This is a genomic window from Microlunatus speluncae (assembly GCF_009299835.1).
In the GTDB taxonomy this organism is placed as follows: domain Bacteria; phylum Actinomycetota; class Actinomycetes; order Propionibacteriales; family Propionibacteriaceae; genus Microlunatus; species Microlunatus speluncae.
The window spans coordinates 210,612-233,472 of sequence record NZ_VKCZ01000019.1 but is presented as its reverse complement, the minus strand read 5'-3'; the positions used below and the strand labels follow the sequence as shown (position 1 = coordinate 233,472).

At 69.0% G+C, this 22,861-nt stretch carries 14 protein-coding genes; 4 read left to right on the top strand and 10 right to left on the bottom strand.

The annotated features are described in order from the left end of the window. Position 1: 1 nt before the first annotated feature. The 4 genes from phnC to FNH24_RS23385 form a co-directional block, all read right to left on the bottom strand. Positions 2-817: a phosphonate ABC transporter ATP-binding protein gene (gene phnC, locus FNH24_RS23400; protein ID WP_152364658.1), complete on the bottom strand. Its 816-nt coding sequence runs from the start codon at positions 815-817 to the stop codon at positions 2-4. Between the two features lie 2 nt (positions 818-819). Continuing rightward, the gene (locus tag FNH24_RS23395) at positions 820-1,797 is read right to left on the bottom strand and encodes a phosphate/phosphite/phosphonate ABC transporter substrate-binding protein (protein ID WP_152364657.1); all 978 of its coding nucleotides are present in this window, start codon (positions 1,795-1,797) and stop codon (positions 820-822) included. 153 nt (positions 1,798-1,950) lie between these two features. Then, positions 1,951-2,658 (bottom strand): GntR family transcriptional regulator, encoded by a 708-nt coding sequence (locus FNH24_RS23390; protein ID WP_152364656.1) that lies wholly within the window; start codon positions 2,656-2,658, stop codon positions 1,951-1,953. Between the two features lie 88 nt (positions 2,659-2,746). Then, positions 2,747-3,301: a TetR/AcrR family transcriptional regulator gene (locus FNH24_RS23385; RefSeq protein ID WP_152364655.1), complete on the bottom strand. Its 555-nt coding sequence runs from the start codon at positions 3,299-3,301 to the stop codon at positions 2,747-2,749. A 192-nt stretch (positions 3,302-3,493) separates the two neighbouring features. Between FNH24_RS23385 and FNH24_RS23380 the strand changes: the two genes are divergently transcribed. Together FNH24_RS23380 and FNH24_RS23375 are read left to right on the top strand one after the other, a co-directional pair. Next, positions 3,494-3,922, top strand: a complete 429-nt coding sequence (locus tag FNH24_RS23380; RefSeq protein ID WP_152364654.1) for a nuclear transport factor 2 family protein — start codon at positions 3,494-3,496, stop codon at positions 3,920-3,922. A 56-nt stretch (positions 3,923-3,978) separates the two neighbouring features. Then, the gene (locus FNH24_RS23375; protein ID WP_152364653.1) at positions 3,979-5,493 is read left to right on the top strand and encodes a sodium:solute symporter family protein; all 1,515 of its coding nucleotides are present in this window, start codon (positions 3,979-3,981) and stop codon (positions 5,491-5,493) included. A 4-nt stretch (positions 5,494-5,497) separates the two neighbouring features. Here FNH24_RS23375 and FNH24_RS23370 read toward each other — a convergent pair whose 3' ends face one another. From FNH24_RS23370 to FNH24_RS23345, 6 genes are all read right to left on the bottom strand, one after another. Then, the gene (locus FNH24_RS23370; protein WP_152364652.1) at positions 5,498-6,151 is read right to left on the bottom strand and encodes a response regulator transcription factor; all 654 of its coding nucleotides are present in this window, start codon (positions 6,149-6,151) and stop codon (positions 5,498-5,500) included. Then, on the bottom strand, positions 6,142-7,968 hold the full coding sequence (locus FNH24_RS23365) for a sensor histidine kinase (protein ID WP_152364651.1): 1,827 nt from the start codon (positions 7,966-7,968) through the stop codon (positions 6,142-6,144). The genes FNH24_RS23370 and FNH24_RS23365 overlap by 10 nt, the downstream gene beginning before the upstream one ends. Before the next feature lie 119 nt (positions 7,969-8,087). After that, the gene (locus FNH24_RS23360) at positions 8,088-9,311 is read right to left on the bottom strand and encodes a serine hydrolase domain-containing protein (protein ID WP_217428445.1); all 1,224 of its coding nucleotides are present in this window, start codon (positions 9,309-9,311) and stop codon (positions 8,088-8,090) included. Positions 9,312-9,544: 233 nt separating this feature from the next. After that, complete coding sequence (locus FNH24_RS23355) at positions 9,545-13,678, bottom strand: heparinase II/III domain-containing protein (protein ID WP_152364650.1); 4,134 nt, start codon at positions 13,676-13,678, stop codon at positions 9,545-9,547. A gap of 55 nt (positions 13,679-13,733) precedes the next feature. Beyond that, complete coding sequence (locus tag FNH24_RS23350; RefSeq protein WP_152364649.1) at positions 13,734-16,037, bottom strand: hypothetical protein; 2,304 nt, start codon at positions 16,035-16,037, stop codon at positions 13,734-13,736. A gap of 52 nt (positions 16,038-16,089) precedes the next feature. Next, positions 16,090-19,308, bottom strand: a complete 3,219-nt coding sequence (locus tag FNH24_RS23345) for a heparinase II/III domain-containing protein (protein ID WP_152364648.1) — start codon at positions 19,306-19,308, stop codon at positions 16,090-16,092. Positions 19,309-19,452: 144 nt separating this feature from the next. Between FNH24_RS23345 and FNH24_RS23340 the strand changes: the two genes are divergently transcribed. Further along, positions 19,453-20,823: a hypothetical protein gene (locus FNH24_RS23340; protein ID WP_152364647.1), complete on the top strand. Its 1,371-nt coding sequence runs from the start codon at positions 19,453-19,455 to the stop codon at positions 20,821-20,823. Between the two features lie 88 nt (positions 20,824-20,911). Next, positions 20,912-22,684, top strand: a complete 1,773-nt coding sequence (locus FNH24_RS23335; protein ID WP_152364646.1) for a hypothetical protein — start codon at positions 20,912-20,914, stop codon at positions 22,682-22,684. Positions 22,685-22,861 lie beyond the last annotated feature (177 nt).

Genomic DNA, 22,861 nt, shown 5'->3' with positions numbered 1-22,861 from the left:
ACTAGCCGGCCATGGCCGGCAGCTCCACCGCAACCGGTCGCATCGGCGTCGGCTCGGCCCCGACGACCCCGTAGATCTGCATCGCCTGGTCCCGGGTCAGGCCGGCCGCGGGCCGGTCGAGCACGACGGCGCCGGAGCGCAGGCCGATGATCCGATCGGCGAAGTCGAGCGCCAGCTCCACCTGATGCAGGCTGCACACCACGGTCAGGTCGTCCTCGGCGCTGATCGCGGTGATCAACTGCATCACCTGGGCACTGGACTCGGGATCGAGCGAGGCGACCGGCTCGTCGGCCAGCAGGATCTTCGGCCGCTGGATCAGCGCGCGGGCGATCGCCACCCGCTGCTGCTGCCCACCGGACAGCGTGTCCGCGCGTTGGAACGCCCGGTCCGCCAACCCGACCCGGTCCAACTGTTCCAGCGCCTGCCGGCGGACCGACCGGGGATACATGGCGAGCCCGAGGCGAGGGCCGAACAGCGAACCGAGCAGGCCGGTGCAGACGTTCTCCAGCACGGTGCAGGGCCCGACCAGATGGAAGTTCTGGAAGATGAAGCCGACCTGCCGGCGCAACGCCCGCAGGGTTCGGCCGCGGATGGCCGGCACGTCGGCACCGAGCACCCGCACCGATCCCGCGGACGGCTGCTGCAGCCCGTTGACCTGACGCAGCAGGGTCGACTTCCCCGAGCCGGACAGCCCGAGCAGCACCACGACCGACCCGGCACCGACCGAGAACGAGACCCCGTCCAGCGCGACCGTGTCACCGAACCGCTTGTCCACCCCGACGAATTCGATCACCGGCGCGCGTTGATCCTGAATCATGATCAACTCACCTGGCACGAGTCGGACTTGGTCACCTCGCACACCGCGCGGATGCCGTCGTAGATCGAATCCTCGACCGGCTTGTAGCCCCAGGCCTTGTCGCTCGGCAGCTCACAGGCGTCCGAGCTGGCGCAATACCCGTTGCTCGACAGCCAATCCACGTTGAGCTTGGTGGCGAAGATGTCGGTCAGCTGCGCCTTCAACGGCTCCGACAGCGAATCGCTCATGACGATCGGCGAGGACGGGATCAGGTCGGAGGTCCAGACGTTGATCACCGAGCCGGCGGCGATCTGGCCACTCTCGGTCAGCTCCTCCGGCATCGTGTCCTCGGAGAAGCCGGCCTCGCACTGCTGGTTGGCGATCGCGATCACCGAGGAGTCGTGGCCGCCGGCGAAGATCGGCGTCACGTCCTTCTTCGGATCGAGCCCGGCCTCGAGCAGCCCGGCCGACGGATAGAGGTAGCCGGAGGTGGAGGTCGGATCGACGAAGCAGACCTTCTTGCCCTTGAAGCCGGCCAGATCCTTGATCGGCGACCCCTTCGGCACCCAGGCGGTCGAGTGGTAACCGCCGGTGGCGTCCTTCGACTCGGCCAGGAAGCCGAGCGCGGTCACGCCGACCCCGCTGTCCTTGGCGACCACGTAGGAGAACGGGCCGTACGAGGCGAGCTGCACCTTCCCGGCCCGCTGCGCCTCGATCACCGCGGCGTAGCTGGTGGCGGGCTGGAACTCGACCTTCTTGCCGGTCTCCTTCTCGATCACGTCCATCACCAGCTGGTATTCCTCGTCGATGTTGCTGGAATCCTCGCTCGGAATGTGACCGAGCATCAGCACGTCCGGATCCTTCCCCGGCGCCGGACCCGCAACCGCGCTCTCACCGCAGCCGGCCAGCAGGCCGCTGCCGATCAACAGCGCCGCGGCGACGACGGCCCGGCCCTTCCTGCTCGCCTTCGTGGCGCTCCCCCGTGTCAGGCCCCAAGCCATCGCTCCACGCTCCTTGCCGATTCCGATCGCGACGTCTGTCGTGATCACTCTCGGCGCCGGACCTGACGACGGCCGGGGCCGGCCGGTGAACAAACGGAGACCAAGCCCCGACGATCCCCGCGGACCTACCGGACAACTCCGTCTGCGGGCGGGTCACTCCTCGAGTTCGAGAACCATCCGGACCAGGTCGGGGCGGGTCCAGGCGGTGCTGCACATCAGTGGTCGGGAGTCGGCGCGGTTACGGGTCAGGCTCTCGACGATCCAGGTCGGCCGGGGTCCGTCGTGGCCGAGCCGTTCACCGATCGCGGCCGGCGGCGTGTCCAGACCGATCCGGCACCAGGCCCGGACCGGGTCGTAGCCGCGGCCACGCAGCACCTGGTCCAGCGATTCGATCACCCGCAGCCCCACCTCGATGTGATCACAGACGTCCAGGCTGATCCACTCCTCCGAATAGCCGGAGACCTCGTCGTCGATGTAGCTCAGCCGGACCAGCCGTTGGGCCTCGGCCCGCGCCGGCACCCCGAGCCGATCCGCGACCTGCGCCGGCACCGGCCGCAGGTCGGCCTCGACCAGATGGGTGTACGCCTTCGCACCGGCGCTGGCGACCGTCTCGTGCAGGGACGGCCGCCGGCTGCGGGAGATCACGTAATCGATCCGCCGGTTGACGAAGGTACCGGAGCCCTGGACGCGCCGCACCAGATACTGATCATGGAGTTCCTTCAGCGCCGCGCGGACGGTGCTGCGGCTGACCCCGAACCGCTTCATGATCGTGTGCTCGCCGTCCAGCCGGTGACCGGCCGGCAGTTCGCGGATCTCGGCCGCCAGCACCGCGGCGACTTCCCGGGAGAGTTTGGCCACCATGGTTCGACCATGAGCCTTCGATCTGCCGCCCGGGCGAGCGGCACACGGCGACGGCCTTAAGTGGAGTTGAACGCGATCTGAACGGTGATCAAGCTCCGGGCCGCAGCCCGGCAAAGATGATCTTGGTCGTGCGCTGTTGCAGCTCGGCCTGCCAGCCACCGGACAACGCCGCCTGGCAGGTCCCGATCAGCAGGGCCATCACCTCCGGCAGCGCCACGTCCGCGCGGATCGTGCCGGCCTCCTGACCGCGGCGCAGCAGCGGGGCGATCATCCCCTGCAGCGAGCCGATCGGCTTGTCCACCGAGAGATCGACGCCCTCCTCGACCAGCGCGTCGACCACCGATTTGCGTCCCGCCGCGGCGGCCACCAGGTCGGTGAAGAAGACGTAGAACGCCTCGGGATCGTCACCGGCGATCAACGCCTCCGCCGCCGTAGCCACCCGCTCCCGACGGTCCTTCATGATCGCCGCGAGCAGATCGCGCTTGGTCGGGAAGTGGCGGAAGACGGTGCCGATACCGACTCCGGCGACCCGGGCGATCTCGGCCGTCGACGTCCCGGGACCCGAGCGGTCGAAGACCTCCTCGGCGGCCGCCAGCACCCGGGCCCGGTTGCGGACCGCGTCCGCGCGCTGCTTGGGGGCCATGGTCGCTCACTCCGGGGTCGGGGATCTCTGTGCTGAATCTATCGTCCGGGCGTCGAGGAGCGTGGGCGGTAACCGGCCTGCCTTCGACTGGCTCAGGAACGAATTTGGCGGCACGGTTGATTACCGGAGTGATCACTCCGTATAGTCAGAGACGGAGTGATCACTCCGAATAATTCGGCACCGGGAGGACTCATGACAGCCAAGGACATCTACCTGCGACAACTGGACCTTGCTCGGGCCGGCGACCGGCCCGGACAGCTCGAGTTCTACGCGCCGGACGCGGTGGTCGAGTTCCCGTTCGCACCGGACGGCACCCCGGGCCGGTTCCACGGCCGGGATGAGATTCTGACCATGCTGCAGGCGCTCGACCGGACCCGCAGCTCGGGCACCCGGGTGATCGAGGACCGGTCCAGCCTGACCGTGCACGAGGGAGCCGATCCGGAGCTGGTCGTGGCCGAGGTCGACCTGACGGTCGAGTTCCTCGACCAGGCCGAGCTGCAACAGATCCGGCAGGTCCACGTGGTCCGGATCCAGGACGACAAGATCATCTCCTTCCGGGACTACTTCGCCGGCGACACCACTCCCCTGGTCCGACAAGCCTTGAGCCCCACCGGGGACTGAGCCGGGGCACTCGCCATCCGCTTGACCTGCAACCGATTGCATGCCACCGTGTCGAGATGCAGGCACTCGATTGGGTGGTCGTCGGCGGCTACTTCCTGGTGATGATCGGCATCGGGCTCTGGGCCAAGGCCCGGGTCAAGAACTCCGCCGACTACTTCACCGCGGGCGGCAAGATGCCGTGGTGGTTGTCCGGCATCTCGCACCACATGTCCGGCTACAGCGCGGCCGTGTTCGTCGGTTACGCCGCGATCGCGTACACCGAAGGCTTCGTCCTGTACGTGTGGTGGGCGCTCGGGATCTCGATCGCGATGGTGGTCGGCGCGTTCATCTTCGCCCCGCGGTGGCCGAGGCTGCGGCAGCGGCTCGGCATCATCTCGCCGCTGGAGTATCTCAAGATCAGATACAACCTGCCGACCCAGCAGTTGCTGGCCTGGAGCGGCACCCTGCTCAAGGTGTTCGACGTCGGCGCCAAATGGACCGCGATGGGCATCCTGCTGAACGTGTTCGCCGGGGTCCCGCTGGTCTGGGGTGTGTTGCTCACCGGCGGCGTGACGCTCATCTACTCGACGATCGGCGGGCTCTGGGCCGACGCACTGACCGACACCGGACAGTTCCTGATCCAGTTCGTCGCCGGCATCGTGCTGTTCGTCGTCGTGCTCGGCTCCCTGGACGGGGTGTCGACGCTGTGGACCCTGTGGGACAAGCTGCCCGAGGGCCACGGCGACGCGTTCAATGGGCAATACACGGTGCTGTTCGTCGTCGTCTATCTGTTGATCAACACGCTCTCGTACAACGGCGGCACCTGGAACCTGGCCCAGCGGTTCATCGCCTCGCCGACCGGCAGCACGGCCCGCCGCGCGGCCCTGCTCTCGGCCGGCCTCTACCTGATCTGGCCGCTGGTGATGTTCTTCCCGATGTGGGCGGCGCCGCTACTGGTGCCGGACCTGGCCGACCCGTCCCAGTCGTACGCGCGGCTCACGCACGACCTGCTGCCGACGGGACTGATCGGGCTGGTGCTGGCCGGGCTGTTCTCGCACACGATGGCGATGACCGGATCGGACGCGAACGCGATCTCGTCGGTCGTCACCCGGGACATTCTGCCCGCGGTCTGGCGCCGGCCGAGCGGGCTGAGCAGCCGGACCGAGCTGACCGTGGGCCGGATCGCCGTGTTCAGCTTCATTGCGCTGAGCATGGTGATCGCGCTGACCGCCGGCTCGTTCGGCGGAGTGCTCGGCCTGCTGATCGCCTGGTTCGGCGGCCTGGTCGGCCCGATCGCGATCCCGATGCTGCTCGGTCTGCTGCCGCTGTTCCGGCGCTGCGGGCCAGGCGCGGCGATCATCTCCTGGGCCGCCGGCCTCGCCGTCTTCGTGATCACCAAGTTCGTCGTGGCCGGCCAGATCGCCGCACTGGCACCGGATCAGGCGACGGCGATCAGCGTCGGCGGACCGGTGGTGGTCGCGTTGTTGATCTTCGTCCTGATCGGCCTGATCCGGCCCTGGCGCAACGACGAGTCCGACCGACTGGTCGCATCATTGGGTACGGACTCGGCGCCGGTCGCCGAAGGCCGTTGATCGGCTACTGCACCTGCCGATCGAGATAGCGGAGCACGGCGAGCACCCGGCGATGATCATCGGCTGAGGGCGGCAGGCCAAGCGTGTCGAAGATCGCCGAGATGTTGCGCGCGACCGCATGCTCGGTGACGAACAGCCGGGCGGCGATCCGGGAGTTGCTCATCCCCTCGGCCATCAGGGCCAGCGTCTCCCGGCGCCGCGGGCTGAGCCGGTCGATGTCGTTGTCCGGGCGGGACCGCTGCATCATCGTCTCGATCACGGTCGGGTCGATCACGGTGCCGCCGTCGAGCACCTGCTGCACGGCCTGCAGGAACGGATCCACGTCGATCAGCCGCTGCTTGAGCAGATAGCCGACCCCCTTCGCCCCCTCGGTCAACAGTTCGGTGGCGCCGACGCTGTCGACGTGCTGGGAGAGCACCAGCACGGCCAGGTCGGGCAATGCGGCGCGCAAGATCAACGCCGCCTCGATCCCGTCCCGGGCCTGGTTGGGCGGCATCCGGATGTCGGTGATCACCAACTCCGGCCGCAGCTCCTGGGTCCGGGCCACCAGCTCGGTCGCGGTCGACGCGGTGGCGACGACGTCGTACCCCTCGTCGGTCAACAGCCGGGACAGGCCTTCGCGCAGCAGGCCTTCGTCCTCGCCGATGATCAACCGCATGGCACCTCCGCATACACCGAGCTCCCGACTCCTTCGGTGGAGTCGACCTGGAACGTCCCGCCGACCGCCGCGATCCGGTCGGCGACACCGCGCAGCCCGGTGCCCCGGGACGGATCGACGCCACCGCTGCCGTCGTCGACGACGGTGATCGTCACCACCGTCGGGGTCACCCCGTCGGCCACGCCGATGATCACTTCGGCCGAGGTCGCGCCGGCGTGCTTGACCACGTTGGTCAGCGATTCCGAAACCAGGAAATAGAGCGTGGACTCGGCATCGGCCGCCAGCCGTTCGGGGACGAAGCGGACGGTGACCCGGGTCGGGATCGGCATCCGTTCGGCCAGCAGCTCCACCGCCGGCACCAGCCCGCGATCGAGCAGCGGCGCCGGCATGATGCCCGCGATCAGATCGCGGAACTCGGCCAGCACCCCGGTCATCCCGTCCGCGATCTCGGCGGCGGAGCGGGCGATCGACGGGTCTTCGCTGGTGCGGCTCAGCTGGCGCGCATTCATCCCGAGCACGACCAGGTGTTGCTGGGCGCCGTCGTGAAGATCACGGGCGATCCGTCGCCGCTCCGTGTCCTCGGCCTGCAGCAGCCGCCGGCGCGAGCTCTGCAGCTCGGCCTCCCGGGCGCGCAGATCGGCCACCAGCGCACTCTGCTCGGCGACCAGTCGCTGTTGATCCATGGCCATGCCGACCAGCCCGGCCAGCACGTCCAACAGGGCGTCGTCGGCGATCAGGCCGTGCCGGTAGTAGATGCCGCCGACGATCTTGCCGCCGTAACGCACCGGATGGAGCCGGCGGGTCCGATCGGCCGCCAGCTCGATCTTCTCGCCGGCGGCGTCGACGAAGCCCGGCTGACCGGACCGGGCGAAGACGACGACGGCTCCCGGATCGCCGAGGGCGTCGGCCACCGCGGCGGTCAGCTGCTCCGTGCTGGGCGTGGCCGCCCCGATCTGCGCCACCAACTCGTCCACCTCACCGGCCCGGCCGAACGATCCGAACAGCAGCCCGATCAGGAACACCAACGGGATTCCCATGATCGCCGCGACCTGCAGGTGGGAGGCGATCAAGGCGGCCTCGGACCCGCCCGAGAAGCGGCCGATCAGCGCGGCCGCGCCGACGATCAGCAGCACGGCGATCCGATACCAGACCACCGGGCCGAGCACCCGGCGCTCGACCGGGTCGGCGCCCCGGGCGCGGTGGGCGATCACCACCGCCGCCACCACCAGCGCCGAAACGCCGAGCCCGCTCTGCAGCACCATGATCATCGGCAGCCAGGCCTGGGCCGCGACCGAATCGGTCAGCGCCAGCGGCCCGGAACCGATCAGGTAGAGCGGCGCCTGCAGCACCAGCGATACCAGATAGCCGATCACCACCAACGCGACCGCTGCCCGGCCGTGGACGCGGCCCGACGGAAAGGCCAGGACGAGGTGCAGGGTCATCGCCAGCGGCAGGGTCACGGCGATCGTGCCGATCGCGGCGAGCAGCGGCACCGGAGCGATCGTCAGGCTGGTGAGCCAGATCGAGAGACCGGTCAGCAGCATCAGCGGCCCGATCCGATTGTGCGGCCGGCGTCGCCAGGCGATCAACCCGGCGGCGAGGAACAGCGCGGTGGTGCTGACCTCGAGGGAGATCGAGAACGGTGCCGGCTCCGGTACGGCGACCAGGAAAGAAACCTGGACCAGCAACAGGGCGATCGCCATCGCGGCGATCATGATCATCACCGGCTCACCCCGGTGCCGGGGCCGCGTCGTCGCCCGGACCGACGCGCCCGACCGCGCCGCCGCCCGCCCTCGAGAATCCCGGTCCGCTGCCATCTCTGGTCCATCATCGGCGCGGCTCACCGGGCCAGTCAAGAAATCGCTTACCCCCGATAGCGGATGGTGCCGGTCGATCTTGGCTCGACCGGCCCGGGACAGGCACCTCGCGCTTCCGATCAGCCCGCGTAGAGGGTCTCGATCACGGCACGAGCCAGCGTCGTCGCCGGGGCCCGGCCGTCCGGCGCGGGCCCCAGCGACGTCCAGACGACGACGGTCAGGTCGCGTTCGGGGTCGCGTCCGACGAACGTGTTGAAGCCGGGCAGCTCACCGGTGTGCCCGTAGAGCGCGCCGAACCGGGCCAGCCCGAGCCCGTAGCCGGGGCCGTCGGGGGTGGCCGGATCGGTCGGCCGGATGCTGTCCAGGCGTTGTTGCTGCAGCTCCGGCCCGAGCAGGCTCCCGTCGGTCAACGCCTTCGCGTACGCCACCAGATCCGGGGCGGTGGAGATGCCGGCGCCGGCGCTCCAACCCCAGGAGGGGTTCACATTCGTGACATCCATCGGCGCCAGGGTGCCGGCTCGCGCCGCCTCCTGGATCTCCTTCGGCAGCACCAGCGAATCCATGGTCTGCACGTTCGTCCCGTACGTGTAGCCGCGGGCATGATCATCGGGCAGCCGGGCGTCGTCGGCCGCCGGGAACGAGGAGTCCGCCATCCCGACCCGGTCGAAGATCCGCTCCCGAAACACCTCGGTCAGCGGCTCGCCGGTCACCTGCTCGATGATCATGCCGAGCAGCACGGTGTTGGTGTTGGAATACTCCCAACGCGCCCCGGGAGCGAAGCTCGCCGGCTCGGCGACTCCCAGCCGGACCAGCTCGGCCGGCTGCCAGGCCCGGTCCGGTGTGCTGTCCATCGCCTGGTTCAGCTCCAGACCGAGGGTGTAGTTGGACAACCCGCTGCGCATGGTGAGCAGGTGTTCGATGGTGATCTTGTCCCCGTTCGGCACCTCGGGCCGATACCGCGACACGGCATCGGCCAAGGTGATCTTGCCCTCTTCGACGAGTTGCAGGATCACGGTGCCGGTCCAGGTCTTGGTCACGCTGCCGATCCGCAGATGGTCGGACGGCTGGACCGGATCACTGCCACGGTAGCTGCGGGTGCCGATCGTCGTCGTCCAGTCGCCCAGCTCGGCGGACCTGATCATGACCACCGCTCCGGTGACCAGCAGGTCGGCGGCGAGTTGCTCCAGCTCGGGCCGCAACTCGGCGACGTAGCCGGGATCGGCCGGGCCGACCGGACTGGACGGGGGCGGCGCCTCGACGCTGCCGGTGACCGCGGAACAACCACTCAGCACGGCGCACGCGGCGACCACCAGCACAGTGACGGCGCGCGACGTCTGGTTCACAAGTTCGGCTCCTCCGTGCCCACCGGGTGTGGGTCGGAGCCGGCTCCAGGCCGTGTGTTGAAGCCCCCCGACTCCCCCGTCGCCGGCTCCGACCGCGCAACACCTGCTGTCGATCCCCCCGGACGACCATCCCTCGATGCTGCAAGATCAACCCTCGTCGAGGCGGCAGGTCCGGACAATGGAGGTAACTCCACATTGTCCGGCCAAGCCCGGATCGGGGCCGACGCCGGGGATCAGGTCCGGCTGACCTGATTCTCGATCCGGAAAACGGTCTCCCCGGTCCAGCGGGTGAACGGCAGGAACTGGAGCTCGGTGCTGCCGTCATCGTTGAACCGGAAGCCAGGATCGATCCCGTCGATCTCGACCTGGGTCCCGTTCACCGTCTTGATCGGGTAGCCGTGGGTCTTGCCGTCCGGCCGGGTCACGACCAAGATCTTTCCGGCCATGGTCTCGGGCACGGCGACGCTGGTGATCAACGCGTCGGTCGGGTCGCCGTCGGCCCGGCGCCGGACGCCGGTGATCGTTCCGGTGACCGGCCCGTCGTCGGTGACCTCGGTGTCGCCGCTGCTCAGCGTGGTGCCGCCGATCAGCACCAGCTTGGTCACGGTGCCGCCCGTGATCCGGACAAAGCCGAGCTTGCCGGTCAGGGTGACGTCGCCGACGATCATCGGCGCTTCGGGATCGGCGGAGCTGAGCACCAGGTCGGTGACATCGCCGTAGCTGATCTTGACCGCGATCGAGCCGTCGGCGGCCTGGTCCGGGGTGAGCCGCTCGAGGCCGTTCACCCGGGCCGGTTGGCCGGCACCGTGCGGTTCGATCATGGTCACGAACTGGCTCCGCAGGCCGGTGCCGTCCTTGCGCAGCACGGCCGTCGGCAGCCAGTACTTGACCGCCTCGTTGTTGGTGTCCTTTCCGGTGCCGTGCAGCCGGGTGGCTCGCACCGACGGCGATTCGCCGAGGAACAGCTCGCTGCCACCGTCGCCGGTCAGCCCGATGATCTTGGCGCCGGCCCGTTCGGCGCCGTCGTCGGCGGTGGTCGCCAACCGCAGCGTGTACGCGCCGTCGCCCGGCTCGCCCCGCTTCACCTTCCGGACGTAGATGTAGCCGTAGTAGTGGCCCTCGGCGTCGCCGGGGTCGTTCTCGGTGGTCGGCTCGGTCACCGTGACACCGTCGGGCAACAGATAGGGCCCGTAGTCGGCGAGCTCGAGGTCCGTGCTGAACGACGCGTCGCGATTGGCGTCGCCGTGCAGCGCGTACTCGTGCCGATCACCGCCGGTGACCCGGAACAGATCAAGCAGGTAGCCGCCGTTGCTTTCGCTGTCGTCGAAGCCGATCTGCCACACCTCGCGGGTGTATTCCGAGGTCTGCGGGTAGGCGTCCGGTTCGGCGGCCCGCATCACCTGGAGCTGCTCGTCGGTGTGCTCGAAGATCTCGAGATTGCCGCCGTGCTGGGACTTTCCGGTCGCCGCCATGTTGCTGCTGTCGACGACGACGGTGTTGTGGGCCAGCGTGGACAGGGTCCACTGCCGGTAGAAGGTGTGGGTGTAGCCGATGTCGGGCAGCAGTTCCTGACCCTCGGCGTAGACGGCGAGGCTGAGCGGGTCGTAGTGGTGGTGGCCGTACTTCGGCGGATACACCAGGTAGGCCTGCGCCGGGTTGCCGGTCGGCTCGCCGGCATTGTCCCGGTCGGCCTGCGCGGCCTCGTCCAGCAACGCGAACTGGACCACGCCGAGCTTGAAGTTGGACGACGCGTCGTGCTTCCCGACGCCGAGGAAGGTGATCTTGTGCGGTCCGGCGGTCAGCGCCAGGGTGCCGATCGTCTCGAACGGGTTCACCCCGCCCGTTCCGTAGAACTCGACCTCCCCCAGCGCGGTGTCGTCGATCGTGACCCGGTAGCGGCCGTAGCTGCCGGCCCGGAACGGTCGCAGGTCGACCTCGAACTCCTCGGCCCGGTCCAGCTCGAACGCGAAGGTGATCGACTGGCCGGCGCTGGTCGCCTCCAGCTGCACCGTGCCGCTGGCCGGGAAATTCGTGTGCGGTACGGATTCGGCGGTGATCTCCAGCTCGGGGAAGGCGAAGACGATGCCGAAATAGGCCGCGGGATCGACCGTGCGACCCCGGGCCAGCCGGGCCACCCCGCCGGCCGGCATCAGGAACGACCCGGCGTCGTGCTGCGGCTTGCCGGACACCGAGTAGGCCCAGGTGTCCTCCATCGGGAACAGCTTGCCGTCCGGATAGACGAGGCGCTGCGAGACCTCGATCGCGTTGGCCAGCACCGGCACCTGGGCCCCGAGATCAAGCTCGGCGAACCGCTCCCCGGAGCGCGGCGAGGCGTAGCCCTCGGGATCGGTCCAGCCGGCCAACTGGTCGATCACTTGGACCAGACCACCGGTCGCCTGATCATGGTAGGAGAGCGTGTTCTCCTTGTAGTAGCCGTCGAACAGGTACGTGATCCGGCCGTACTCCCGGGCCCACTCGACGGTTTCGTGGATGTAGCTCGGATCCCCGAACGCCTTGCCCATGGCGATCAGGCCCATGGCGTTGTGGTAGTCCATGTTGTGGTACAAGATCACGTAGCTGCGGTAGAAGTCGATCGACGGCAGCAGCATCTCGTTGCTGATCTTGGCCGCGACATCCTCGCCGACCTCGTCGCTGAGCAGGTCGAAGGCGTTGCTCCGGGCGACGATCGCGTAGGCGTAGGGCAGGTTGCGGAACGCGCTCAGTTCGCTGGCCGACCAACGACTCCAGGTGCCGCCCCAGTAGTAGTTGACCGGCGTCGAGGCCGGATCCGTCGGCCGGTTGAACCACGGGTATTCGTTGGTCGGCACCCAGCCGGGATAGACCTGGGCGAACTTGTACAGCACCCGGGCGGCGCCGAGCGGGTCGGCGGCGGCCAGCTCCTGCAGCCGGCCGAGCACGTACTCGCGGCGGCGGAACCACAGCTGGGCGGTGAGGAAGAAGCGCCGGCCGGTGCCGGGATCCTCGTAGTACGGATACTCCTGGCGCTGCCCCAGCCGGTTGGTGACGGTGAGCAGCTTGTCCTCGGGATAGTCCGGGTGGTTCGGATAGCGCTCGTCGGTGTAGGCCGACTGCAGCACGTCCGGATCATCCGGATCGAAGGTGTACAGGTTGTTCGGGTGCAGCTGCGGTTGATCGGGGATGCCGGTGAAGATGAAGCCGTTGCGGTCGGAGATCCAGCTGATCAGGCGCTGCACCTCGGCCGACGGCGGCGCGGCCTTGATCGACTTCGACGGCTCGGGGCCGGGCAGCTCGATCGAGGAGTCGCCGGCGCGGATCAGGTCGACCCGGTCGAACGTGATCACGGCCAGGCCGTCCGGCTCGCGCCGGTTCGCCCGCTCGATGATGATCTTGAGCCGGTACAGACCCTTGCGCAGCGGGCCGGGATGGCCGAACCGGATCCGGACCTGCCGGGAGCCGCGCTCCGGCCGCGGATCGGAGACCGGGGTCCAGTCGCCCTCCGGCGCCTGCCAGGCCAGGGTGATCACGTCCTCCGGGCCGATCCCGTCCCGGCCGAAGGTGATCACCTTCTCGGTGAAGCTCGTGTACGTGAGCGCAACGTTCTTGATCGGGTACGGCTCCGGGGCCGCAGGCCGGCCGGCCGCGGGCAGCGCGCCGAGATACATACCGCCCAGTCGGTCGTGCCCGGTCACCTCGGCCTGCACGGCGGCCGAGCCGGAACCGTTGTAGGAGTTGGTCGACGTCCGGATCGGGGTCCAGGAGCTCAGCGGACGGGTCATCATCTCGTGCTGCAGGATGACGTTGATCCGCCACTCCGCTCCGTCCGCCCCGGCGCCGCCAAGATCGGCGAACGGGACGGCGAGCTCGGCGGTGATCCCGCCGTCGACGGTCCCGGTGGCGATCTCCGCGTCCTCGACCAGGGTCAGCCCGGGTCCCCAGGTGTTGCGGTAGGCCACGGCGGGCTTGCGGACCTGCACCGGGACCCGGAAGTCGTCCGTGCCGTTGTTGATCAAGACCTCGATCCCGGTCAGCGACGCGGCCCGGTCCGGATCCGTGTAGCGCACCGCGAGGAACAGCGCGGCGTTGTCGAAGCAGATCCGGACCTCGGCCACGCCGTCGATCGGGTCGCCGTAGTAGGGCGTGACGAAGCCGCCGATCATGGCGGCGTCGGCCCAGGCCGCATCGTCCAGCCGGCCGTCGATCTGCGGGGCGGACTTGGCCCGAGTGGCGATCGTCCACTGATCGGTGGCGATCGCCACCCCGCCCGCCGGCAGGTCTGCCGCCCCTGGCGTGCCGGGTTCATCGGCCCAGGCCGGCCGGGTCCCGCCGGCCAGTCCGGCTACTAGGGGCACCGCCAGGGCGGAGAGGAGAAAGCGTCGTCGTTCCATATCCACTCCCTATCTGGACCATGCAATTCTGATGTCAGCTGCTCGAACTACCTGGTCAGGAACGACCGATCTCCGAGCGTCCGGCTGCCGCTACCAGCGCCTCGGCTTCGGCCGAGGTGATCACGCCGGCCCGGTCCAGTCGCCGGGTCACGCTGGTCACGTGAGCGACGAACCGGCCGTGCGAGGTCCAGTCCTGGTCGTCCTTGATCAGATCGTTGAGCGTGCAGCCGTCGTCGGTGTAGCGGTTCGCGACCTGGCTGTCGACCGCGCCGGCGAACACCGAGGCCCGCAGATCCGAACCGGGGCAGGAATCCGGGGCGGGCCGGTAGCGCAGCAGCCGGTTGATGTTGGTGCCGTCGCCGTCGTGCAGCAGGTAGAGCTCGCCGCGCGGGTCGACGGTGAGCCGGCGGGTGCCGCCCTGGTGGATGATCGTCGCCTGCTTGGAGATCGGGTCGATCCGGAACAGCCGGGACGCCGAATGTCCGTAGACGTATTCGCCGCCGACGATCACCAGGTCGCCGTCGGTCTCGCCGGCGTTGCCGTCGAAGATCTTGGTCGTCGACAACACCTCGTGCGACTCGGGATCCAGCACGAACAGGGTCCCGTCGGCCAGACCCCACAGGTTGCCGTCGGGCCCGATGATCAAGGAATTGATGCTGTACGCGCCGGGCACCGGGGCGAACTCCCCCGTCTTCTCGCCCGTCGCCGGGTCGGCGGTGAAGATCTTGGCCTCGGTCGCGATCGGGTCCGTCCCGCCACCGCCGGCGATGCTGGTGCCACCGAACAGCACCCCGCCCAGCAGGGCGATCGAGGACACGGTCTGGTCCTGCACGATGTGCCGGTGCACAACGTAGTCGCCGCTGGCCAGATCGACTACGGTCAAGGCCCCGCCGTGCTCGCCGTAGTCCGGCGTCGTACCGGCGTAGAGCTTGCCGGCGGCGGCCGCCATCGCGGTCGGCCGGTTCTGCTCGTGCTCCGCGGCCAGGCTCGCCAGTTGCCGCGGATTTCCGTTGCCCCACGGCGATTTCGGGTCGTATTCGAGCAGATTCCCGTTCGGGTAGGTGCCGATGTAGAGCTTGCCCTCGTGCCACGCCCAGCCCTCGACCTGACCCAGCCGCGGGAACTGGGTCAGCGACTCGGTGCCGGGATCGTAGACACCAAGATCACCGTTGATGTACGCGCTGGCGTACACCTTGCCGTCGCCGTCGGCCCCGGCATACACCTGGGACAGGTCGACCGGGACGGGCTCGAACGGCAGCGCGTACTTCTCCAGCGCCGGGCCCTGCGGATCGAAGGTGAACGCGCGGCCGCCGTAGTTTCCGGCCAGGCCGTACAGCACCTGGCGGGACGGGTCATCGGCCGCCGGCAGCCATCCGAACCCGATGCCGGCGCCGTCGACCACCGCCGGGGCGCCGCCGATCATGATCGGCCGGGTGTGGCTGGTCTCGACGTCGTAGACCCAGAGTCCGCCGGACGCGGCGGTGTAGTAGACGGACCGCCCGTCGGGCGCCAGCGGGGCCGTGCCACGGGACACGATCGGCACCCGGTCGACCGTCTGCCCGGTCGACTCGTCGATGATCGGAAGCTGCTCGCCGGAGACCGGGTCCAGCACGGCGAGCTTGATGTCCGGGCCGTTGTGCACCTTGACCAGCAGCCGGCCGCCGACATAATCCAGGTCATAGACGAAGGCGTAGCCGCTCAGGCTCTCGGGCAGGACGTTCTTCCGCTCGCCGGTGGCCAGGTCGACCCGGACCAGGGCGGCCTTCGCGCCGATCCCGGCGAACAGGTAGCCGTGATCATGGTCGTAGGCGACCGACCTGACATAGTTCTGCTCCGGGTCCATCCGGCCGAAGTCGACCACCCCGGCCGTCGGCGAGTACGAGAACAGATGGGCGTTCGGGTACGTGCCACCGTAGATCACGCCGTCCGGGCCGGGCACCAGGTGATAGAGCAGCCCTTCACCCGGGATCGGCTGGCCCAGGTCGGTCATCCGGTCCGCCTGCGGTTCGTAGCGGTACAGCCGACCGTTGTTGTAGCTGCCGATGTAGATGCTGCCGTCGCTGGCCGTGGTGGCGCCCCAGCCGCCGGACGCTCCAGGCAGCGCCACGGTCTTGATCAACTCGCGGGTCCGGACCTCGATGATGTTGAGCAAGGTGTTGTCCCCGGCGACGACGGCGTAGACGCAGTCCGAGCCGCCGGGGCACCGGCCGTAGGTTCCCTCCATCACCGTCAGCGACGTGACGGCCGGGCCGAGATCGGTGAACGTGCCCTCGGCCGGCGCCGCGGCCGCCGGAGCCGTGCCGCCGAAGGCGACCATGATCAGCGCGAACAGGACGGCCAGGAGGGGGCGGGTCTTCATCGACTGAGCTCCTTGATTCAGGCGGACCAGCTGGGGGTATCGTTCCCTGGACCTAGGCCCGCCAGGTCCGCAGTTGCGGGATCCGGACGGCTCGGCCGGCCGCCACGTCGTAGCGGAATCCGGCATCCGGGTCGGTGTCGGTGACGTAGCCCCGGACGAACGTGGTGTCGGTGGTGATCTTGAGCGTGCTGCCCGATGCCTCGGCGGCGGTGATCGCGTAGGCCGCGTTCCGTTCGCCGTCGTCGGCCGCGTAGACGTAACGCCCGACCAGATCCGCCGGATCGGTGTCGACCTCGGCCCACGGCCGGTCCAGCGTGATCGTCAGCACGTTCTCGTTGACCAGCTCCCGGGTGAAGTCGGCGATGGTGCCGATGATCGGCACGCTGTCGACCTCGATGGTGGTGGCGCCGCGGCCACGGGTCGCCAGCTTGGTCAGGTCGGAGCCGACCGCGCTGATCACCCGATCGCCGGCGAACCTGATCACGGCCAGCCGGCCGCTGACCTCGATCCGGCCGTCGACCAGCACCGGGATCTCCGGCTTCGCGTTGTGCACCACGTAGTCGACCCGACCGCCGCCCAGCGTGAGTTTGACCGCGGCGACGTCGTCCTCGGCCAACCCGGCGGCGAGTCCGGTGACCCGGACCGCCTCCGACTTGGTGATCTTGCTCTGCCCGACATAGGGCTCGATCACCGAGACGAACTGGGTGTTCAGGGCCTTGCTGGAGCGCCGCCGGGCCAGCAGGTAACGCAGCGATTCGGGGTTGCCCGGCTTGTTCTGCGGCGGGATGCCGTCGGCGAACGCGACCTCGTCGACCTTGGTCAGCATGGTCAGCCGCAGGTGGCTGTCCGGATCCTGATCATGCACGTTCCAGGTGTCCGGCACCGCCCAGTCCACCGTGAACGGCCCGGCCACCTGGGCGTCGCGTTCGACGTTGACCAGATAGTCGAAACCGTTCGCGCCCGGCCGCGGGTTGCCCAGCGGATCCGGCGCCGGCACGTCCGGGCCGGCATAGTTGCCGCGTCCCTGGGCCACCAGCTCAAGCCCGGTCGTGGTCACCGCCGGGGCCACGGCGTGGAAGGAGAACAGGTGATCGGAGCCGCCGCGGATCCGGAACACGTCGACCAGATAGGAGTCGTCGTCGTCGAGGTCGACCATGATCACGCTGCGCCGGTAGCGCGAGGTCTGCGGATACGGCTTCGGCGCCTCCACGTCGACATGGCGGACGCCGCCCTCGTCACCGAAGTCCAGCGGCCGGCCGACCAGGTGCGTCTTCTGCGGCGCCGCGTCGACCAGCACCGTGTTCTCGGCGACGGTCGTCGACTCCCACTCCCGGCGCAGCGCCTTGCCGTCGGCATAGGACGGGTAGCCCAGCGGCGAGGCGAGATCCAGCCCGAACGCGTACAGGTCGATGGCCAGCGTGTTGGGGTGCCCGTGGCCGTAGGAGATGCCGTGATACAGCCAGGCGCCCCGCTGCTGATCACCGGTGCCGGTGCGCAGGGCGGCGAAGCCGTGGCCGGTCTGATGATCACTCGGCAGGTTCAGCTCGCCGTGCTCGGCGACGGCCGCCCGGATCGACTCCTGCAGGCCCTCGAGGTCGGTGCCGAAGATGTCGGTGTAGAGGTTGTCGGCCGAGCCCCCGTTCTGCCGGTACGCCAGCTGGGCATCGACCGTCCGGCCGTACTTGGCGAAGGCCGCGGTGTATTCGGCGGCCGAGCCGATCAGGCCCGGCTGACCGGTGGTCCCGCTGTCGCCGTAACAGGGCGTGTAGGCGTTGATCATGGTCATCGTGCCGCGGGTGGTGACCATCGCTTCGTACTTCGGGTTGGCGTAGATGTCGGCCGCCGGGTAGGTGTCGTAGCCGTCGAGGATGTCGGCGATGGTCTTGATGTGAGCGATGCCGAGCCGGTTGTAGCCGATCGCCCCCTCGTTCAGCCAACCGTCCCGGTCCAACACGTTGATCAACTGCGGGCCGACGTTGCCGCCGGTGCAGCGATACGGGTTGCTCAGGATGCCACCGGCGGCGAAGACGAAGTCGAGCCATTCCTTGGCCGCGGCCGGCTCGTCCAACACCACGGCGGCCATCGACAGGGTGCTCTGGTGCATGCCGAAGTTGCCGAAGATCTTGGTCGTCTTGACCGCCGGGTAGATCTGTCGCAGCACGCCGTTCTCGATGTTCAGCCGGATGTCGGCCGTGGTCGCCTTCGGGTTCAGCCCGTACTGGGCCGACTTCGCCTTCAAGAAGTCGATCACCCCGGCCTGATCCTCGTCGGCGATCGCCGGGTAGAACGCGTCATAGGCCTGCACCAGGCCGCGGGCCAGCCCGGTTTCCCAGATGCCGCCGATCACCTTGCCGGTGCCACGTAGCCCGTCGGAGTGGAAGTAGCCGTCGGCCCGTTTGTACGGCGCGGTGTCCATCGCCGGATAGGCGTCGGCGATCCGGTCGAGCAAGATCAGCCCGGCGTGCGCGTACTTGGCCTCGCCGGTGTAGAGGTAGCTGTCGCGGAGCGCATTCAGACCCTGGTACAGGATCGAGTAGTCGACCTGCGCGCCGTACCAGCAGAACCAGTGGTTGTAGTAGGCGATCAGGGTCCACTTGTCCCCGTTGTCGTCGATCCAGCCGAAGCCGTCGTCGACGCCCCAGTCCGGGCCGCGTTCCGGATACAACTCGTTCACCAGGAACTGCGGATCCGCGTCCTCCCGATGGAAATCACCATGATCATCGAGCCCGCTGGCGTAGTAGGACGCGAAGTCGTTGGTCGGGAACACGTAGTCGCTGGACGGATCGACGATCTTCCACGGCCGCGCGATCGGATCCGCCCGCCACGGATAGGCACCGAACTCGTAGATGTCCCGACCGGTGATCGGCGAACCGAGATCCTGGTTCACCGCATAGCTGCGCGGCACCCCCTGGGTCGACACCGCGCCCCAGAGCTGATCATCGGCGAGCGCGGCCACGCGGTCGGCCAGCGGCCGGACGTTGTCGGCGAGCTTCCGGGCCCAGTCGTACTGCTCGATGTTGGCCCGCGCGGCCGCGATCTTCTCCGGCGTGTAATAGGTGGCCCGGGTCTTGGCCGGCGCATCGGCCAGCGTCGCCACCGGCTCCGCGGCCGCCGGGGTCGCCCCGAGCGTGCCACCGGCGGCGGCGCCGACGCCGATCAGTCCGACCAGTCCCGCGGCCTGCAGGAACTGGCGCCGGGTGCGCGGCGGCAACTCGAAGGCCGAGTTGGTCTCGCGCGGTCCGAAAGGTGTGTGAGATTCGCGATCAGCCATGCCTACCCCTCTGTCTGGCGGCGATCTATGCCACTGACCTTCGCACAAGTTCTGTATTAACGACAAGACTCAAATCACACTTTTCTCCGTCCGATTTGGTCGAGTTTCGGCACTTTTCCTAATTTCGGCGATAGAGTGCCGCTCATGGCTGTCCATAATTCCGACGCGACTCGCGAGGAAGTGACCATCGGGCTGGTTGGCGCGGACGAATTCGTCCAGAAGACCGCCGAGCTCGCCCGCGGCAGCAACTACCCGGGACTCCGGCTGGTGCCTGCCGTCTATCGCCGCGAGGACCAGGCGGCCGAGGCGGCGCACAAGATCACCGACCGGGTCGACGCGATCCTGTTCGCCGGGCCGCTGCCGTACGACGTCGCCATGAAGGCGGGTGACCTGACGGTGCCGACGACCTTCGTGCCGACCGGTGGTCCGGCGTTGCACAGCACCCTGGTCCGCGGCCTGAGGTCCGGCGTGATCGATCCGCTGCGGGTGAGCATCGACTCGATGACCGAGCGCGACGTGATGGACAGCTACGCCGAGATCGAGGTCGATCCGAGCGGCGTGCACTACGTCCGCTACGACGAGTCGATCACTCCCGAGGGGTATCTGAAGTTCCACCTCGACCTGTTCCGGGCCGGCAAGACCAGCGGCGCGATCTCCACCATCCCGACCGTGATGGCCGGGTTGGCCGCCGAGAACGTACCGGCGCTGAAGATGTCGCCGTCGCCGCTGACCCTGCGGCAGGCGCTGAACACGGCGGTGCTGACGGCCAGCGGGGCGAAGTTCTCCGAGTCCCGGATCGCCATCGTGCTGGTGCAACTGGCCGATTCGGCGCTGCCGCCGCGGACCAGCCCGGCCCAGTACTGGTATCAGGATCTGCGGCTGACGCTGCATCGCGAACTGCTGCACGATGCCCGCCGGATGGATGCGATCGTGCTGCCTCATGATCAGCGCAGCTACATGGTGATCACCACCCTGGGCATGCTCCGGCCGGTCACCGATGATCTTGCGGTGGCGCCGTTCCTGGCCCGGGCCAGTGCGTCGCTGAACGTCGATCTCGAGGTCGGGATCGGGCTCGGCCGGTCCACCGTCGAGGCCGAGAACAACGCGTACCGGGCGGTCAGCAAGGCCTCGGCCGAGGGCGCCCGGCAGGCGTACCTGATCGGGCCGGACGAGTTGACCCTCCGGCTGCCGGCCAGCCCCGACGGCAGCGCCGAGACCGCGCCACCGCGCCCGGCCGAGTCGAAGGACCAGGCCCTGTTGCGCACCCTGGTGGACAAGCTCGGCGAGGAGGAGGCCGAGACGCTGGTGATCGACGCCGAGCGGGTCGCCCAGTTGCTGCAGGTCACCCTCCGGACCGCCCGCCGGACCCTGCAGGGGCTGGTCCGGGCCGGGTTGGCGTGGCCGATGCCGCCGTCGCGATCACGCAAGGTCGGCCGGCCGCCGATGCAATATCAGCTGCTCGGCGAGCGACTGGAGTCGTCCAATAATGGAGATAACGGCGAGTCCAAATCGTAGTTACTGCTTGCCCCTAAAGGCGGGTTGAGGCAGAGTTAGAGCCTGGGCCGGCGGCTGCCGGCCGAACGCCGATGCAGGAGGTTCCCCGGTGGCTGACCACGCCCGGCTCGGGATCGTGATCGACGAGCAGGCGACCCGCGCGGCCCATGCCGCCGGTGACGACGCCTGGTGGCTGTACGCCTACGAGGTCCTTGATCATGCCCGGCTCGGCTATCGCCGGCTTCCGGCCGTGCCCGGCGACCTGGCCGACTACGACGTGTTGATCATCGCCTCGCCGCAACGGGTGCCGGCCGAGTCGGTCCGAGCCCTGGACGGCTGGCTGACCGCCGGCGGGACCTTGATCATCACCGCGGTGGTGCCCGAGCTCGACGCGCTGGCCGGGACGACGACCGGGGCGGCGCACGCCGACGCGACCGTGGCCCTGGCCGACGACGCGTCCTGGACGACCTCGCCGTCGCGGCCGCTGCGAGCCATCGCCGGTCGCGCGCTGGAGCCCGCCGACGGGACCGAGGTGCTCGCCGCCTGGGCCGACGGGGGCGCCGCGATCTCCCGCCGCAGGCAGGGCGACGGGACGGTGATCAACTACGGCGTCGACCTGTGGCGGACCGTGGTCACCATCCAGCAGGGCTATCCGGTGGCCGGCGACGGCAAGCCCGCGCCGGACGGCACCGCGCCGATCGACGACAGCATCCTCAAGTGCGAGGACGGGATGGCGTTGGACTACGCCGACCGCGCGCTGCCGCCGGGCGCCCCCGAGGTGCCGGCGGACTACACCCACACCTATCCGCCGCCGGCCGCGGTGCCGTTGTTCGATCAAGCCCAAGCCGACCTGTGGTGGGTCACCCTGCTGCAGCAGCTGTGGGCGGCCCATGATCATCGGCAGCAGGCGTCGGCCTGGTTGCACTACTGGCCGGCCGGGGTGCCGGCGATGGCCCACATGTCGCACGACGCGGACGGCAACATCGAGGACGACGGCCAGGCCGCGCTGGACGCGTTCGCCGAGGCCGGGGTGTCGGTGACCTGGTGCCAGGTCTTCCCCGGTGGCTACTCCCCCGAGCTCTACGCCGCGATCGGCGCGGCCGGGCACGAGCATGCGCTGCACTACAACGCCATGGGCGACGCCGACCTGTCCACGTGGGGATGGCCGCAGTTCCGGGCGCAGTACGCCTGGGCGCAGGCGGTGTCCGGCACCGACGACATCGTGTCGAACAAGAACCACTACACCCGCTGGGAGGGTTGGACCGAGTTCTACGGCTGGTGCGAGCGGGTCGGGATCAAGATCGACGAGTCCCGCGGCCCGAGCAAGCAGGGCACCGTCGGCTTCCCGTTCGGCACCGCGCACCTGTCCTTCCCGATCGGTGATCTCTCGGTGCACAACCGGCCGATGGACGTGATCAATCTGCCGTTGCACACCCAGGACCTGGCCTGGGCCGGCCACCTGGCCTGCCGGGACGTGATCTTGGACGGCGCCGAAGAGGTGCACGGCGTGGCCCACTTCCTGTTCCACGGCCCGCACCTGCGACTCCGGCCGCCGACCCGGCAATCCTGCCCGGAGGTGGCCCGGCTGGCCCGCGAGCGCGGCATGGAATGGTGGACCGCCCGCCAGCTCAACGACTGGGAACGCGGCCGGCGCGGCGTCGAGCTGTCGATCACCACCGACGAGGACGGCTGGCTGGTCGAGGTGACCTCGGAGCAGCCGATCTCCAACGCCGGCCTGGTGCTGCAACTGCCCGGTGTCGATCAGGCCCCGGCCTCGGCCGATGGTGCGAGCGTCGCCGCGGTGACCCGGCACGGCCGGCCCTTCTACGAGCTGACCGTCGACCTTCCGGCCGGCACCAGCAGCTACCGCCTCACCCGCTGAGCCCCAGCGATACGTTCCTGAGCCAGCAGGGCGTGCCCTGAGCCTGTCCGAATCCTTTCGCTCCCTGAGCCTGTCGAAGGGCAAGGCCCGATTCGGCCGTCGTGCCTTGCCGGGATCAGGGACCGACCGTACTTGCCCTTCGACAGGCTCAGGGAACGGAACAAGCACCTCCTGCCG

Coding starts and splice junctions, on each gene's coding strand:
- FNH24_RS23390 (WP_152364656.1), bottom strand. CDS start 2,658: ATGGTGGCCAAACTCTCCCGGGAAGTCGCCGCGGTGCTGGCGGCCGAG.
- FNH24_RS23380 (WP_152364654.1), top strand. CDS start 3,494: ATGACAGCCAAGGACATCTACCTGCGACAACTGGACCTTGCTCGGGCC.
- phnC (WP_152364658.1), bottom strand. CDS start 817: ATGATTCAGGATCAACGCGCGCCGGTGATCGAATTCGTCGGGGTGGAC.
- FNH24_RS23345 (WP_152364648.1), bottom strand. CDS start 19,308: ATGGCTGATCGCGAATCTCACACACCTTTCGGACCGCGCGAGACCAAC.
- FNH24_RS23350 (WP_152364649.1), bottom strand. CDS start 16,037: ATGAAGACCCGCCCCCTCCTGGCCGTCCTGTTCGCGCTGATCATGGTC.
- FNH24_RS23340 (WP_152364647.1), top strand. CDS start 19,453: ATGGCTGTCCATAATTCCGACGCGACTCGCGAGGAAGTGACCATCGGG.
- FNH24_RS23355 (WP_152364650.1), bottom strand. CDS start 13,678: ATGGAACGACGACGCTTTCTCCTCTCCGCCCTGGCGGTGCCCCTAGTA.
- FNH24_RS23370 (WP_152364652.1), bottom strand. CDS start 6,151: ATGCGGTTGATCATCGGCGAGGACGAAGGCCTGCTGCGCGAAGGCCTG.
- FNH24_RS23395 (WP_152364657.1), bottom strand. CDS start 1,797: ATGGCTTGGGGCCTGACACGGGGGAGCGCCACGAAGGCGAGCAGGAAG.
- FNH24_RS23385 (WP_152364655.1), bottom strand. CDS start 3,301: ATGGCCCCCAAGCAGCGCGCGGACGCGGTCCGCAACCGGGCCCGGGTG.
- FNH24_RS23375 (WP_152364653.1), top strand. CDS start 3,979: ATGCAGGCACTCGATTGGGTGGTCGTCGGCGGCTACTTCCTGGTGATG.
- FNH24_RS23365 (WP_152364651.1), bottom strand. CDS start 7,968: ATGGCAGCGGACCGGGATTCTCGAGGGCGGGCGGCGGCGCGGTCGGGC.